General features: G+C 58.2%; 9 protein-coding genes and 1 pseudogene. 8 read left to right on the top strand and 2 right to left on the bottom strand.

Going from position 1 to position 16001, the window contains the following annotated elements:
• The 6 genes from D8U18_RS23205 to D8U18_RS23230 all read left to right on the top strand — a co-directional run.
• On the top strand, positions 1-396 hold a 396-nt coding region (locus D8U18_RS23205), incomplete at its 5' end, for an ABC transporter permease subunit (RefSeq protein ID WP_131108535.1).
• Between the two features lie 13 nt (positions 397-409).
• Complete coding sequence (locus tag D8U18_RS23210) at positions 410-1987, top strand: ABC transporter ATP-binding protein (RefSeq protein ID WP_130931381.1); 1578 nt, start codon at positions 410-412, stop codon at positions 1985-1987.
• Positions 1988-2118: 131 nt separating this feature from the next.
• A complete protein-coding gene (locus tag D8U18_RS23215; RefSeq protein ID WP_056852792.1) occupies positions 2119-3534 on the top strand; it encodes a sigma 54-interacting transcriptional regulator in 1416 nt (471 codons plus the stop codon).
• 289 nt (positions 3535-3823) lie between these two features.
• Complete coding sequence (locus tag D8U18_RS23220) at positions 3824-5215, top strand: GntP family permease (protein ID WP_131108537.1); 1392 nt, start codon at positions 3824-3826, stop codon at positions 5213-5215.
• 7 nt (positions 5216-5222) lie between these two features.
• On the top strand, positions 5223-5996 hold the full coding sequence (gene hbdH, locus D8U18_RS23225) for a 3-hydroxybutyrate dehydrogenase (protein ID WP_130903417.1): 774 nt from the start codon (positions 5223-5225) through the stop codon (positions 5994-5996).
• 153 nt (positions 5997-6149) lie between these two features.
• Positions 6150-8105, top strand: coding sequence for an acetoacetate--CoA ligase (locus D8U18_RS23230; RefSeq protein WP_131108539.1), 1956 nt, complete (start codon positions 6150-6152; stop codon positions 8103-8105).
• A 19-nt stretch (positions 8106-8124) separates the two neighbouring features.
• Here the strand turns inward: D8U18_RS23230 and D8U18_RS23235 are convergent, their stop codons facing one another.
• A complete protein-coding gene (locus tag D8U18_RS23235) occupies positions 8125-11976 on the bottom strand; it encodes a hypothetical protein (RefSeq protein WP_131108541.1) in 3852 nt (1283 codons plus the stop codon).
• A 135-nt stretch (positions 11977-12111) separates the two neighbouring features.
• Positions 12112-13221 carry a PilT/PilU family type 4a pilus ATPase gene (locus D8U18_RS23240; protein WP_130907459.1) on the bottom strand — a complete coding sequence of 370 codons (1110 nt, stop codon included), beginning with the start codon at positions 13219-13221 and terminating at the stop codon, positions 12112-12114.
• Between the two features lie 111 nt (positions 13222-13332).
• Between D8U18_RS23240 and D8U18_RS23245 the strand changes: the two genes are divergently transcribed.
• Both D8U18_RS23245 and D8U18_RS23250 read left to right on the top strand, forming a co-directional pair.
• Positions 13333-15870 (top strand): PAS domain-containing protein, encoded by a 2538-nt coding sequence (locus tag D8U18_RS23245; protein WP_130903421.1) that lies wholly within the window; start codon positions 13333-13335, stop codon positions 15868-15870.
• A 54-nt stretch (positions 15871-15924) separates the two neighbouring features.
• Positions 15925-16001: pseudogene (locus D8U18_RS23250) on the top strand (peptidylprolyl isomerase); the annotation flags it as partial.

Consider the following 16001-nt stretch of genomic DNA (forward strand, 5'->3'; position numbering starts at 1 on the left):
ATCATGGCGCTGTTTTCCTGGCTGGCGCTGGTGGACGTGGTGCGCGCCGAGTTCCTGCGCGGGCGCAATCTGGAATACGTCAAGGCTGCCCGGGCACTGGGCCTGAGCGATCGCAAGGTGATCGTGCGGCACATCCTGCCCAACGCCATGAACGCGACCTTGAGCTATCTGCCGTTCATTCTTACCGGCGCAATTTCAACCCTCACGGCGCTGGACTTCCTTGGCTTCGGCATGCCGGCGGGCAGCGCATCCCTGGGCGAATTGATCGGTCAGGGCAAGCAGAACCTGCAAGCGCCATGGCTCGGACTGACCGCGTTTTTTACCCTGGCGCTGATTCTTTCTTTACTCGTGTTCATTGGCGAAGCGTTGCGCGACGCCTTTGATCCGCGTTCTTGAGCGGACTGTTGATATGACCAACCTGATCGAAATCCGAGACCTCAGCGTGGCTTTCAGCGGCCAGACCGTCGTGCGCAATCTGTGCCTGGATATCCACCCGGGCGAATGCCTGGCGCTGGTGGGTGAGTCAGGATCGGGCAAGTCAGTGACCGCCCACTCGATTCTGCAATTGCTGCCCGAATGCGGAACCGAGACGACCGGCAGCATCCGTTATCGAGGCCAGGAGCTGGTGGGCGCGGACGCAAAGAAACTGCGCGAATTGCGCGGCAACCGCATTGCGATGATTTTCCAGGAGCCGATGACTTCGCTCAATCCGCTGCACAGTATCGAAAAACAGATCGGCGAAACCCTGCTCGTGCATAAAGGCATGGCCGGCAAAGCGGCGCAGGCGCGGATTCTTGAGTTGCTGCATCTGGTGGGCATTCAGAAACCCAAGGAACGCCTCAAGGCCTACCCGCACCAATTGTCCGGTGGCCAGCGGCAACGGGTGATGATCGCCATGGCCCTGGCCTGCGAGCCGGAACTGTTGATCGCCGACGAACCCACCACGGCCCTCGACGTCACCGTGCAGCGTAAGATTCTGCTGCTGCTCAAATCATTGCAGCGACGGCTCGGCATGTCGCTGCTGCTGATCAGCCATGACCTCAATCTGGTGCGCAGCATCGCCCAACGCGTCTGCGTGATGAAGGCCGGCGAGATTGTCGAGCAAGCGTCCTGCGAGACTATTTTTACCGAGCCGAAACATCCCTACAGTTGCATGCTGCTCAATGCCGAACCCGACGGTGAAGCCCTGCCAAGGGACGAGCGCGAGAATGTGTTGGAAGTCGACGACCTGCGCGTGCAGTTTGCCGTGGGTGGCGGACTGCTGCGGCGCAAGACTTACTTCAAGGCGGTCGACGGCATCAGCCTGAGCATCCAGCGCGGCAAAACCCTGGGCATCGTCGGCGAATCCGGATCCGGCAAGTCAACGCTGGGCCAGGCAATCCTGCGCCTGCTCGACTCCGAAGGCAGCATCCGTTTCCAGGGCGAGGCACTCGATGGTTTGTCACAGAAGCAACTACGGCCGTGGCGCAAGAAAATGCAGGTGGTGTTCCAGGACCCGTTCGGCAGCCTCAGCCCGCGGATGTCTGTTGAACAGATCATTTGCGAGGGCCTGGAGGTTCATAGCCAACTGAGTCCCGAGCAATGCAATGCCGAAGTGATTCGGGCATTGCAGGAAGTCGGCCTCGACCCGCAAAGCCGTCATCGCTACCCCCACGAATTTTCCGGCGGCCAACGACAGCGCATTGCAATCGCTCGGGCACTGGTGCTGAAACCGGCGCTGATCCTGCTGGACGAACCGACCTCGGCGCTGGATCGCACCGTGCAAAAACAGGTGGTCGCCCTGCTCCGCCAACTGCAGGAAAAACATGGCTTGACCTATCTGTTTATCAGCCATGACCTGGCAGTGGTCCGCGCCCTGGCGCACGACATGATCGTGGTCAAGGATGGCAAGGTCGTGGAACGTGGCGCCAGCCATGACGTATTCGATGCCCCACAGCATCCGTACACCAAGGAGCTGTTGGCGGCGGCGCACGTTGGGCAGGCATAATCGATTCACAATCGTTAAACCGTGTCACGGCCATCGCGGGCAAGCCTTGCTCCTACAGGGGGGCATCTGTAGGAGCAAGGCTTGCCCGCGATTAGGCCGGATCGGGCAATGAAAAATCAGGATCAGCACCCATGAACACCACCGAAAGCCTCAAGGACTACCAGCGCGTGCGCCTGCTGGCGATCCGTTCACTGTTCGAAATTATCGAGCAATCGAGTGAAGGCACGGTGATCGTCGACCGCGACGCCAACATTGTCTGGATGAACGAGCGTTATGCCCGGCGTTTCGGTCTGCAATCGGCCGAGAACGCCATCGGCAAAGCCTGCGAAAGCGTGATACCCGGCAGCCTGTTGCGTGAAGTGGTGCGCACCGGCCGGCCGATCCTGCTCGACATGCAGGACACGCCCAAGGAACCCTTGGTGGTCATGCGCCTGCCGATTCATGACGACGCTGGCGAGGTCATCGGTGCAATCGGTTTCGCCCTGTTCGATGAACTGCGCAGCCTGTCGCCGATGCTCAAGCGCTACATGAGCATGCAGGAAGAGCTTGCTTCCACGCGCTCGCTGTTGCGCGCGCGGCAGACCAAATACAACTTCGCCCACTTCATTGGCACCAGCGCCGCCAGCCTTGAAGTCAAACGCCGCGCCCGGCGCAGTGCCAGCACCGAGTCGCCGGTGTTACTGCTTGGCGAAACCGGCACCGGCAAGGAGTTGCTGGCGCAGGCTATCCACAACGCTTCGCCGCGGGCACACAAGGCGTTTGTCAGTATCAACAGCGCAGCGATCCCGGAATCGTTGCTGGAAGCTGAATTCTTCGGCACGGCACCGGGTGCCTTCACCGGCGCTGATCGCAAGGGCCGCGCAGGCAAACTGCAAATCGCCCAGGGCGGTACGCTGTTTCTCGATGAAATCGGTGACATGCCGCTGCCGTTGCAAAGCAAGCTGCTGCGGGTGTTGCAGGAAAAGGAATTCGAACCGGTGGGTTCCAATGAAGTGATCCAGAGCGATGTGCGGGTGATCGCTGCGACCTCGACCGACCTGGAAGCCGCGATCAAGCGCGGTGATTTCCGCGCGGATTTGTATTACCGCCTCAATGTCCTGCCAATCCAGGTGCCACCGCTTCGCGACCGCCTCGACGACCTGCCCGCGCTCAGCGAGGCCATCCTTGAAGAGCTGCGCAGCCAGCACGAACTCAACAGTGAAGCGCTGCAGCTGCTGGGTCAACACGCCTGGCCGGGGAACATTCGCGAGTTGCGCAACGTCCTGGAACGGGCCGCCTTGCTCAGTGATGACCTGCGGCTTTCGGCCACGGACATCCGCGCGGCCATCGGAACGTTTACCCCCGTTGAACGCCCGGCACCAGCGACTCTGGAACCGCTGGAGCATGAGACGTTCAGTGCGGCACGGGAGCGCTTCGATCGCCAACTGATCGAAACCACGCTGGCGCGATGCGGCGGCAAGGTGATTGAAGCCGCGGCGCATTTGGGGCTTGGGCGGTCGACGTTGTACAAGAAAATGGTGGCGTTGGGGATTGCCGAGTCTCAATAGAGAGACAGGCATCTCAATTGGTAGATCCGCCTTCTTCGCGGGCAAGCCTCGCTCCTACGGATTGGTGAAACCCTGATATTTCCCAAGTCCCTGTGGGAGCGAGGCTTGCCCGCGAAAACGCCCTCCTGGTCGAAATAATCTCAAAATAGAGACACCTCCTGTAAATCTATCGCACCAACGATAAATATTTCCTTATATTTCAGCTAGTTAACCACCTGGCACGAAACTCGCTATAGCCCCTTTCTACAAGATTTCACCACACAAAAATAACAATCCCAGGAGACACACCATGAGTGTGATCATTGCCTTGGCAGCCCTCGCGCTGCTGATGGTGGCTGCTTACCGTGGCTACAGCGTTATCCTTTTTGCCCCGATTGCCGCCCTCGGCGCCGTCCTGCTGACTGACCCTTCCGCCGTCGCACCTGCCTTCACCGGCGTGTTCATGGAGAAAATGGTCGGTTTCATCAAACTCTACTTCCCGGTGTTCCTGCTCGGTGCGGTGTTCGGCAAGCTCATCGAGCTGTCCGGTTTCTCGCGTTCCATTGTCGCCGCGGCTATTCGCGTGCTGGGCACCCGCCAGGCGATGCTGGTGATCGTGCTGGTTTGTGCCGTGCTCACTTACGGTGGTGTTTCGCTGTTTGTGGTGGTATTCGCGGTGTATCCGTTTGCCGCTGAAATGTTCCGTCAGAGCAACATCCCCAAACGCCTGATCCCGGCGACCATCGCCCTCGGCGCGTTTTCGTTCACCATGGACGCCCTGCCCGGCACCCCGCAGATCCAGAACATCATCCCCAGTACGTTCTTCAACACCACCGCCTGGGCTGCACCCTGGCTGGGTGTGATCGGTACGATTTTCGTGTTCTGCGCCGGCATGCTGTTTCTCCAGCGCCAGCGCAACAAGGCCCAGCGTGCCGGTGAAGGTTATGGCACCGACCTGCGCAACGAGCCGGAAACCGCTGCCGACATCAAGCTGCCCAACCCGTGGATCGCCCTGTCGCCGCTGCTAGCCGTGGGCATCATGAACCTGCTGTTCACCCAGTGGATTCCACAGTGGTACGGCAAGACCCACAGCCTGGCGCTGCCGGGCATGGCGACACCGGTCACCACTGAAATCGCCAAACTCACCGCAATCTGGGCGGTGCAGGCTGCGCTGCTGGTCGGCATCCTCATGGTGTTGGCGTTCGGCTACAAAGCCATCAGCAGCAAACTTGCCGAAGGCAGCAAAAGTGCGGTCGGCGGTGCATTGCTGGCGGCGATGAACACGGCTTCGGAATACGGCTTTGGTGCGGTGATCGCCTCCCTGCCGGGTTTCCTGGTGCTGGCCGACTGGCTCAAGAGCATCCCCAATCCGCTGGTCAACGAAGCGATCACCGTCACCTTGCTGGCGGGTATCACTGGCTCCGCCTCGGGCGGCATGAGCATCGCGCTCGCGGCAATGTCCGAGCAGTTTATCGCGGCGGCCCACGCCGCCAATATTCCGCTGGAAGTGATGCACCGTGTAGCTTCGATGGCCAGTGGCGGCATGGACACCCTGCCGCACAACGGCGCGGTGATTACCTTGCTCGCGGTCACCGGCCTGACCCACCGTGAAGCTTACAAAGATATTTTCTGTATTACGCTGATCAAGACCCTGGCGGTTTTCGTGGTGATCGGTACTTTCTACGCCACTGGCATTGTGTGAGGTATTCATGACGACTCTTTCGGGCAAGACCGCACTGGTCACCGGTTCCACCAGCGGCATCGGCCTGGGCATCGCCCTGAGCCTGGCCAAGGCCGGCGCCAACCTGATCCTCAATGGCTTCGGCGATGCGTCCAAGGTGATTGCTGAAGTCGAACAGTTCGGCGGCAAGGTTGGCCATCACCCGGCCGACGTCAGCGACCCGCAACAGATCGCCGACATGATTGCCTACGCCGAGCGTGAGTTCGGCGGCGTCGACATTCTGGTCAACAATGCCGGCATCCAGCACGTGGCGCCGGTGGACGAGTTCCCGGTGGAGCGCTGGGATTCGATCATCGCGATCAACCTGTCGTCGGTGTTTCACAGCACCCGCCTGAGCCTGCCGGGCATGCGCGCCAAAGGTTGGGGCCGGGTGATCAATATTGCTTCGGTGCATGGACTGGTGGGTTCAACCGGCAAAGCCGCTTACGTTGCCGCCAAACATGGGGTGATCGGCTTGACCAAAGTGGTCGCCCTGGAAACCGCCACCAGCAACGTTACCTGCAATGCCATTTGCCCGGGTTGGGTATTGACACCGCTGGTGCAAAAGCAGATCGACGATCGCGCCGCGACCGGAATCGATCCGCAGCAGGCGCAGCATGATCTGCTGGCCGAGAAGCAACCCTCGCTGGAATTCGTGACCCCGCCGCAGTTGGGCGAGTTGGTGCTGTTCTTGTGCAGTGAAGCCGGGGCTCAGGTGCGGGGTGCGGCGTGGAATATTGATGGTGGGTGGTTGGCGCAGTGATTGGCCGCTAAACCCTTATAGATGATCGTTCCCACGCTCTGCGTGGGAATGCAGCCCGGGACGCTCCGCGTCCCAGAAGCCGAACGCGGAGCGTCCGTTGAGGCATTCCCACGCAGAGCGTGGGAACGATCTGACAACAAGAAGAGGCAAACCATGTCCGACATCCTCTGGCAACCCAGCGCCGAACGCATCGGCAAGACCCGCATGGACGCCTTTCGGCGCTTCGTCAATCAGCGGCATCATCTGCACATCGACGACTACCCTGCCCTGCATCAGTGGTCCATAGATCAGCGTGAAGCGTTCTGGCAAGCCATCGTCGATTTCTTCGACATCCGTTTTCACGATCAGCCGGATGCAGTATTGGTCGAGGGCACGCAAATGCCCAGCGCCGAGTGGTTTCCCGGCGCTACCCTGAACTTTGCCGAACATTTGCTGCGCCGTCGTGACGATGCCGTGGCCGTGGTGGCCGTGGCGGAGAACGGCCAGCGCGAACAACTGACCTGGGCCGAGCTGGCGGAACATGTCGCCGGTTTTCAAAGTGGTTTGATCGCCGCCGGTGTCGGCCTGGGCGACCGGGTGACGGCGTGCATGCCCAATACCTGGCAGACATTGGTGGCCATGCTCGCCACCACCAGCCTCGGCGCGATCTGGTCCTGTTCTTCGCCAGACTTCGGCACGCAAGGCGTGATCGATCGTTTCGGCCAGATCGAACCCAAAGTGCTGGTCACCTGTGCCGGTTATCGCTATGCCGGGAAAGAAATCGACCAGAGCGCCAAGGTCAACGAGATCCTCGAACGACTGCCATCCTTGCAGCAACTGGTCATCGTGCCTTATGCGCGGCCCGAAGCGCGCATTGAAAATTTCCATACAACGGCCAACGTCACGCTGTGGGACGACTTCTACTTCCCCGGTGGCGAACCGGATTTCACGCCGGTGCCCTTCGCCCATCCGCTGTACATCCTGTATTCCAGCGGCACCACCGGCGTTCCCAAATGCATCATTCACAGCACCGGCGGCGTGCTGCTGCAACACGTCAAGGAACACGGCCTGCATTGCGATCTCGGCCCCGGCGAACGTCTGTTCTACTACACCACGTGCGGCTGGATGATGTGGAACTGGCTGGTCTCGGCCCTCGCAGTCGGCAGCGCCGTGGTGCTGTACGACGGCTCGCCCTTCCAGCCAGATGCCGAGCGTTTGATCGACCTGATCGACGACGAGCGCATCAGCGTCTTCGGTACCAGCCCCAAGTACCTCGCGACCCTGGAAAGCAGCGGCGTCAAACCCAGGCACAGCCATGAACTTGGCAGCCTGAAAACCTTGCTCTGCACCGGCTCGGCACTCTCGCCGCAGAGTTACGATTTCGTCTATCGCGATTTCAAGCCTGACGTGTGCCTGGCCTCCATGTCCGGCGGTACGGACATCGTCTCGTGTTTCGTCAACGGCAACCCGTTGAGCCCGGTCAGACGCGGCGAAAACATGGGCAAGAGCCTGGGCATGGCCGTTGAAGTGTGGAACGACAACGGCCAACCGGTGATCGGCGAAAAAGGCGAACTGGTCTGCACCCGACACTTCCCGGCAATGCCCATCGGCCTCTGGCACGACCCCGACGGCGCAAAGCTCAGGGCGTCGTATTTCAGTCAGTTTCCCGGAGTCTGGGCGCAAGGTGATTACGCCGAACAACTGCCCCATGGCGGCATGATGATCCACGGTCGCTCAGACGCGGTGCTCAATCCCGGTGGCGTGCGCATTGGCACAGCGGAAATCTATCGTCAGGTCGAGAAAGTCCCGCAGGTCATCGACAGCGTCGCTATCGGCCAGCAATGGCAAGACGACGTGCGGGTGGTGCTGTTCGTGCGATTGGCTGATGGCGTTGAGCTGGACGAAGCATTGCAGCAACAGATCCGCCGGGTCATCCGTGCCAACACCACGCCGCGGCATGTTCCGGCGAAAATTGTTGCAGTGAGCGATATACCACGCACCATCAGCGGCAAGGTGGTTGAACTGGCGGTAAGGAATGTAGTGCACGGGCAGGCGGTGAAAAACACAGATGCGCTGGCCAATCCCGAAGCGCTGGAACAGTTTCGGGATCGGCCGGAACTCGACACGTGAACGATCGTGCGGGTGCGTGTTAATCCATGTGCGAACCCGGTGGCCGCGTTCCACTGGCAGGTTTCGATGCAAGAGAACTGTTCAGAGTGATCAGAACCGGCTGGTCAATCGCGCGCCCGGAGTTTGCTTCCAGCGCGCCGCGCAGGATGGACATATTGCGTTCATAAGCATTTCTGTCCGTGTACAACTGGCTCAGCAGCGAGGTAGTCACCGCCAGCGAGTCAGCATTTTCAAAGGTTTTGGCACTGGCGTGACAGGCATCGCCCTCATCCGTAACCGGCAGACGTCCCGATGCCAGGTTCAGCAGCGCGGCTACATCCAGCAACTGCCCTCTTTCGCCGTTGCGTCCGGCATCGCGGGCATAGCTGACATCGTCAGTCTGTGAAGCACCGTGGAACAACTCATGAATCAAGTCGTCTGCCACGACATCATGGTTGAAGCCAAAACTGATGAAGTGTTTGTTCAGTTGGGGTGTATAGATTTCGATGAATTGCGTGTTGGATGGGTCTTGTGCGCCTTTCCATTGTTCGTACGCCTCCTTGTTCAATGCAGCGATGTTGTGAGTGGTCTTGAGCGGATCGAGAAACATGTTACTGATGGAAAGACCTGCAAAGTCAGCCCTGACCAATCTCAGATAGCTCAACAACCGTTCGAATGCATCGCTCGAGTTGCTTCCCATCAGCACCTTGATGATTGCGTCGCGCTCCCTCGTCAGGTCGAGACTGTTCAAGACGTTGATCGCGTTTTCGATTTTTGTACGCGCCAGCGGCAAGCTTTGCTCAATGAACTGTCGGGTATAGCTGACGGGCAATGTCTTGTTGAATCGAGGCAACTGGATAGGTGACTCAAACATGAAGTTGTTCAGTCTGGGTCCCCAGGGTTTGCCCAATCGATCAAGGGCATACCATTGATGAGCGTTACGCGCTGCCACCACCGTTAATGTGTCACCGGTTGCGCCAAGGGGTCGCCAGGTACCCTGTCCGGTGGTATCGGCGCGATTGGCTGCGCGAATCAAGTCATAGGTTTTGTGTCGGCCATTGAGTTTTTGTAACTGTGATTGCGCCAGCCCGAGCATCTCTTGAGCCTGCCTGTTAAAGCGTAGCGCTCCCTTGTGGACGAGTTTCCCGGCTCCGAATAATGCCGTAGGCACACCATCCAGCGGGTTGATGAGGGAAACGGAGGTCACGAAGGCTAGCTTGGTCAACTGGGCGGCTTTGGACGACAAGGAGACGGCCTTCGACGAAATGCTCAGCGCTTTGGCAGCCGCCCCCGCGAAGGCGCCTCCCAAGGCAATGGCGTCCATGGCACAACCATAGATCCCGTCGACCACCCTATTGTGATCCCCAGAAGATAAATCCTCGATGCACTTTTTAAAGGGAACCACCAGATTCACGATGTAATCGGCAGTCTCATTGCCCATTTTGCGCTGGCTTTCAAGCGCAGTCGGCACGGTGGCCATTGCTTCAACTTCGGAAAACTTGCGGAACGGATGATGACTCACGACGAACTCGGCAATCCTTGCAAACTGCGGGTTGCCAAAATTCATATAAGTACTCTGCGTGCGCGCTACCACAGACCTTGGTGCCGGGAGCTCACCCAACTTTTCGATAATCGCCAAGTCGCTGCGCGCATGCTGCTCAACTGCAACCCCCTCCGTGTATTCCTTCAGAGTGACAGGCAACGCTTCCAAAGGCGTGGGTGCCACCTGCGCATTCAAATCGCCGTTGAAATCGATCCTGGAGCGACCCGAACATTTTCCCTTCGAGGTGATCAGGTTTCCAAGGACATCGTTTTTCCGTAGCTCTCCTCTGAATGTAAACAACTCATAGCACGCAACCGAGTTTTCGTGGATGGCGTACATCACAACACCAAAGCGGCCCGTGACAGCATCTTTGCCTTGTTGGGTTTCGTAATCTGTCTCATACGTAAGCGGTCCGCCGATATAGCGGGAGGATATCTCTACCGCTGCACCGCGAAGGGTAAAGAACGTAATCTTGCCTTTCAGAAAGATTTCCAGGTCAAAGGGGAGCATGTGTGAAAGGGCCAATTTCACGTTTGTGACCACCGCACTATTCAAATTGCCGAGATAGCCGCGCAATTGCCGATGAAATTCGACATTGTTGGGTGCCAGGTACGACAACAGAGGGAAACGTTTGTAAATGCTGAGTACGGAGGGATCGTGGAAGGTTGGCCTTGTGTAATGGGTCATACCGGCCAGCAAGTCAGTTGTCGTGGTGTCATCGGGAAAAACCGCGCGAAGATCCCACTCACCGCTCGCCAGGTCTCCTGACATATGCAAATCGACCATCGACATGGCGGTGGGCGAGGCATATAGGCCAGGGCGTTGATAGATAACTTTCCTGTCGAGGAAATCACAACCGGGTGCCACGTCTTCCAAGGCTTTACGAGCAATGTCTTCTCTACTGGGCAACGGATTGGACAGTACCCGGGCCAGATGGGTGAAGTGCTCTGTGTAAGCCTCGAAAGCGGCAATCGCCCGCTCCGTCGTTTCCTTCGCCGCTTGAGTGAGCTCAGTTGGCTCGATAACACCATTCAACAACGCCCAGTCAACAATCGGATCGATCATTGCCAGATCCCGCAGACGGGAGAGGGGCGAACTGACAGGCTCGAGTTCGACGTAGGCCATGATTTGCCCGTAGCTCAGCACAAGCGCCGCCCCTTTCGTGACCGCCTCCACCAGCGCAACGCCACGGCAAAAGACCACCCAGGCAACCGAGCCCATCGTCAACGACGATGGAACACCCTTGACCAGAAATTCCGGCGCAATTTCCGCCAGTAGCAGGTGCGATGCCATTGGCGCCAGGACAGGATTCACCCAGCCTTTGGTGTGCAGGAAGGTTTCCAGTTCCTTGCGCACGTTCAACGAAGATCGTTCGACGTTGGTTGGTGAATACAAATCGAACCCGCCGATACTCTTTCTGCCTTGAGCTTTGCCGAAGTCTGGATACAGCTCCAGCAAAATAGCCGTTATCAATAGTTGCCCAAGATCCTGTGCAGAGACGTCTTGCCCAGATGTTGCACCGAACCAGTCCAGTTCCTTCAGGAGGTTTCTGGCGCAGGTTTGGGCCGCCGGATGCCTGACCAACTGAACGATACATTCAGCGGCGTTATCGTGCGTTGCAAGAGTGCCACTCGTTTCGCGATACAGTTTGTCCAGCAGCTTTTTGTCGGGAGCTATAAGCTTTGCAGTAGCTTGACGAATAGCTGCATGTTGCTCAGCCGACAATACGACTAATGACGGATCATCGGCAGCAAGTTGCCGCCAATAGTTACCAAGTTCATCAACTTCAGGATCAAATTCGAACAACGCGATCAGATTCCTGGTTTCGCTCGCATTCCTGGGAACCGCCAACCCATGAAACTCCAGCCATTGATCCACAAAAGTGTAATCCTCTGTATATACGTACCCGCCCGCCTGGCTTGCAATATCCCCTATGACAAGAAGTTTCTGATAGTTGTGGGATGCCCGGATGAGTTCCAGGTCAACGGCTTCCCACGTTGTAGTGCTTTTTCTGTATATTTCCAACACGCCGGTGGCGTTAATACGTGTTAAGGCCATACTCTCGAGACGGAGGCGGCGGAGTTCATCCATCACGGACGTATGATTAGCCAGATTATTCCATGCCACTCGCCCTGGCATATGGACCTCATAGAGAGAAGACCCCGTCACCAACGGAAACTCATACCCTTGCCAGTCATACGGCCCTTCGTCCTCTTGTTCATCGAAGACAGTTTTTAACTGCTGCAATACCAATTGACGCTCTGCCGCATCGGCCTTTAACCATTCGCACTGCACATCTGAAACCGCCCCCGACAACTGATAGGCTTTATATTTCAAGCTGTCACACATAAAACAACCTCATAGATTTAATCACTGATTAGTTAAACGAGCATCAATCCTTACCCACCCGGAATTAATTAAACAGTAAAAATCTACGAAACAATATTTCAGAACTTCAAATAACGAACCTGCCTGCCAATAAAATCAATCCTCCAAATTCCACTCACTACTCGGCCCACTTACTATTGAAACACCCTCCCTATAACGTTTTAGGCGCAACTTTAGATTATTAAACGAGTCCGCATTCTTTAATGCTTCGCTCTCGCTGATAACACCTTCGACCACCAGTTCATACAGTGCGCCATCGAAGGTCTGCATGCCCAACTCTTTGGATTTTTCCATAATGTTTTTAAGTTCATCCAGTTCATTGCGCCGGATCAAATCGCCAATGGTCGGCGTCCCGAGCATCACTTCCACCGCCGCCCGTCGCTGACCATCCCGAGTGCGCACCAACCGTTGCGACACGAATGCCTTGAGGTTGTTGCCCAGGTCGTGGAGCAGCTGCGTACGCCGTTCCTCGGGGAAAAAGTTGATGATGCGGTCCAGCGCCTGATGGGCGTTGTGAGCATGCAGCGTGGAGATCACCAGATGCCCGGTATCAGCAAATGCCAGTGCGTGCTCCATGGTTTCGCGGTCGCGAATCTCGCCGATCAGCACCACGTCTGGCGCCTGACGCAGGGTATTTTTTAACGCGGCGTGAAAACTGCGGGTATCGACGCCGACCTCGCGCTGGTTGATGATTGATTTCTTGTGCCGGTGGACGTATTCGATCGGGTCTTCGATAGTGACGATATGCCCACTGGCATGACGGTTGCGATAATCGATCAGGGCCGCCAGCGAGGTAGACTTGCCGGAACCGGTGGCGCCGACGAACAACATCAAACCTTGCTTGAGCATCACCGTCTCGAGCAGTACCGGCGGCAACTTGAGGTCTTCGTAACGTGGTATGTCGAGTTTGACGTTGCGCACCACCATCGACACGTCGTTACGCTGTTTGAAGATATTGACCCGGAAGCGACCAATCCCCGCCAGGGAGATCGCCAGGTTCATCTCCAGTTGACGATCGAACTCCAGCCGCTGTTCGGCGTCCATGATGGACGCGGCAATTGCCGCAATGTCTCCCGGCTTGAAGGGATGGTCGTCAAGCGCTGTAAGAATTCCGTCGAAGCGCGCGCTGGGTGGCGCGCCCGTGGACAGGTAAAGGTCGGAGCCATCCTGGCTGGCCAGGCGTTTCAACAGCGCATCGATTTCCATGGCAAAAAGCACCCGCGAAGCATTCAATTGGAAAATGACCCGATTGCGGTCATTCAGCGTCTGGTAACAATAGTAGACGCCGCCATACCGACTTATGTGCAGGACAACTTGATGAACGCATCACCGACCGGCAGCGATGCCCAGGCCTTGATTGCCCGACTGGACTGGGCGAACAGTCCGCTCGGCGCCGCCAGTACCTGGCCGCAAAGCCTGCGAACCGCCGTGGATATCGTGATTCACTCGCCAATGCCGATGTTGCTGCTCTGGGGCCCGCAGCTGACGCAGATCTACAACGACGGCTTCGCCCTGCTCGCGGGCAGCAAGCATCCGCACGCTTTCGGACAGCCTACACACCAGATCTGGCCAGAACTCCAGGACTTCACCGACCCGATTTACAGCGCCGTCCTACAAGGCCAGGTGCGAACCTACAGCGAGCAGCGTTTCACCTTGCAGCGCAACGGCAAGGATTCCGACTTCTGGCTTGATCTGACTTATAGCCCGATCCGCGACGAGAATGCCCAGGTCGCCGGAATTCTGGTCACCGCCATCGAAACCAATGAGCGACGGCGCATCGCCCTGGAACTTGAACAGCGCTCGGCCGCCAGCCTCAAGGCACAGCAAGACACCGAGGAGCGCCTGCAACTGGCGCTCTCTGCCACCGACGCGGTGGGCACCTGGGATTGGGATATCGGCGAGGACCGCTTCATCGCCGATGCGCATTTCGCCCAACTGCACGGTATCGATCCGGCCATGGCCGGCCAGCTGCCAATCAGCGATTACCTGCACGGCGTCCACCCCGAAGACCGCGCCATGATCGCCCGCAGCATCAAGCACTGCATCACCCACGGCACCGAATACGCCGAGGAATATCGCCTGCTGCAGCCAGATGGCCAAGTGCGTTGGGTGTTTGCCCGCGGGCGTTGCTACAAGGACCATCACGGCCGGCCGATCCGTTTCCTCGGCGCGGCCCTGGACCTGACCGAACGCAAGAATACCGAGCAGGCCCTGCGTCAGAGCCAGACCGAGTTGCAGTTGATCATCAACGCCATGCCGATTCTGATCAGCTATGTCGACCGTGAGGAACGCTTTCGCCTGAACAACGCCGCGTATCTGGACTGGTACGGCCTGACACCACAGGAGCTCTATGGCCGCACGGTTCGGGAAGTCCTGGGCGATGAGGCCTACGCCCTGCGCGCCGAGCACATCGCCCAGGCATTGAGCGGCAAACCATGCTGCTTCAGCCTCAATACGCCGCACCGTGACGGCAGCATCCGCCATGCCCTGATGAACTATTTGCCACGTCACGGTGCCGATGGCTCGGTAAACGGTTTCTACATCTTCGTGATCGACGAAACCGAGCGCAAGCAGACCGAAGAAGCCCTGCGTAACCTCAACGAGACCCTCGAAGAGCGCGTTGCCGCCCGCACCCGGCAACTGGCCGAAAGCAATCAGCGTCTGCAAAACGAGATGGTCGAGCGCGAACGCGCGGAAGACGCCTTGCGCCATGCGCAGAAGATGGAAGCGGTGGGCCAGCTGACGGGGGGCATCGCCCATGACTTCAACAACATGCTCACCGGGATCATCGGCAGCCTTGACCTGATGCAGCGCTACATCGCCGAAGGGCGCACGGAAGAAATCGGCCGTTTCACCGAGGCGGCGGTGTCCTCGGCCAACCGCGCCGCCGCTCTTACCCATCGCCTGCTGGCGTTTTCCAGGCGCCAGTCGCTGGATCGCAAACCGCTGAACGCCAACGATCTGATCCATTCCCTGGAAGACCTGCTGCGGCGAACCAAGGGCGATCACATCGAACTCAAGTTGCAACTGGCCGAAGATGCCTGGCCGGTCAGCACTGACGTCAGCCAACTGGAAAACGCCCTGCTCAACCTGGTCATAAACGCTCGGGATGCCATGCCCGATGGCGGTGAGCTGCGTATCGAAACCGCCAACGTCTACCTCGACAGCAGCGACATCAATACGCTGGAACCGGTCAAGGCCGGCGATTACCTGATGATCGCCGTCACTGACAACGGTACCGGCATGACCCCCAAAGTCCTGGCCAAGGCGTTCGATCCGTTCTTCACCACCAAACCCATCGGTCAGGGCACCGGGCTTGGGTTATCGATGATTTATGGCTTTGCGCAACAGTCGGGCGGCCACGTCAGCCTGTTCAGCCTGCCGGGTCAGGGCACCAGTGTGCGTTTGTATCTGCCGCGTCTGCGTGTCATGGAACCCGAAGATGTGCTGTCGCCGGTGATCAGCGAAGCGCCACCGGCCATTGCCGGGGAAACCGTGGTGTTGGTCGAGGATGACCCGGCGGTGCGCATGTTGGTGCGAGACCTGCTCAAGGAACTGGGGTATCACGCACACGAAGCCGAAGATGCGAAATCCGCCCTGCCTTTGCTGGAGTCCGACATGCGGGTCGACCTGCTGGTGACGGATGTCGGCCTGCCGGGTATGAACGGTCGGCAATTGGCGGAAATCGCCCGCCAGTATCGTCCGGCGCTGAAAGTGCTGTTCATGACCGGGTATGCGCAGATGGCGGCCGAACGTCAGGGCTTTCTCGAAGAAGGCATGGACATGGTGGCCAAACCGTTCTCCATTGATCTGTTGGCCAACAAGATTCGCACGATGATCGGCCAACCCCAGTGACTTAGGGCATAATCGCGCGCCCCGCCGTGAACACCGTTACAAGGTATCTACCCCATGAAAGCTCAAGCCCGCCACATTCTGGTGAAAACCTCGGAAGAAGCCGAGCAGCTCAAACAACGCATCGCCAAGGG

This window comes from Pseudomonas sp. Sample_10 (assembly GCF_004321495.1).
Taxonomy (GTDB): domain Bacteria; phylum Pseudomonadota; class Gammaproteobacteria; order Pseudomonadales; family Pseudomonadaceae; genus Aquipseudomonas.

Excerpts from the sequence above, each read along its gene's own strand:
- D8U18_RS23245 (WP_130903421.1), top strand. The coding sequence starts at position 13,333 with ATGAACGCATCACCGACCGGCAGCGATGCCCAGGCCTTGATTGCCCGA.
- D8U18_RS23230 (WP_131108539.1), top strand. The coding sequence starts at position 6,150 with ATGTCCGACATCCTCTGGCAACCCAGCGCCGAACGCATCGGCAAGACC.
- D8U18_RS23235 (WP_131108541.1), bottom strand. The coding sequence starts at position 11,976 with ATGTGTGACAGCTTGAAATATAAAGCCTATCAGTTGTCGGGGGCGGTT.
- D8U18_RS23220 (WP_131108537.1), top strand. The coding sequence starts at position 3,824 with ATGAGTGTGATCATTGCCTTGGCAGCCCTCGCGCTGCTGATGGTGGCT.
- D8U18_RS23210 (WP_130931381.1), top strand. The coding sequence starts at position 410 with ATGACCAACCTGATCGAAATCCGAGACCTCAGCGTGGCTTTCAGCGGC.
- D8U18_RS23215 (WP_056852792.1), top strand. The coding sequence starts at position 2,119 with ATGAACACCACCGAAAGCCTCAAGGACTACCAGCGCGTGCGCCTGCTG.
- hbdH (WP_130903417.1), top strand. The coding sequence starts at position 5,223 with ATGACGACTCTTTCGGGCAAGACCGCACTGGTCACCGGTTCCACCAGC.
- D8U18_RS23240 (WP_130907459.1), bottom strand. The coding sequence starts at position 13,221 with ATGGAAATCGATGCGCTGTTGAAACGCCTGGCCAGCCAGGATGGCTCC.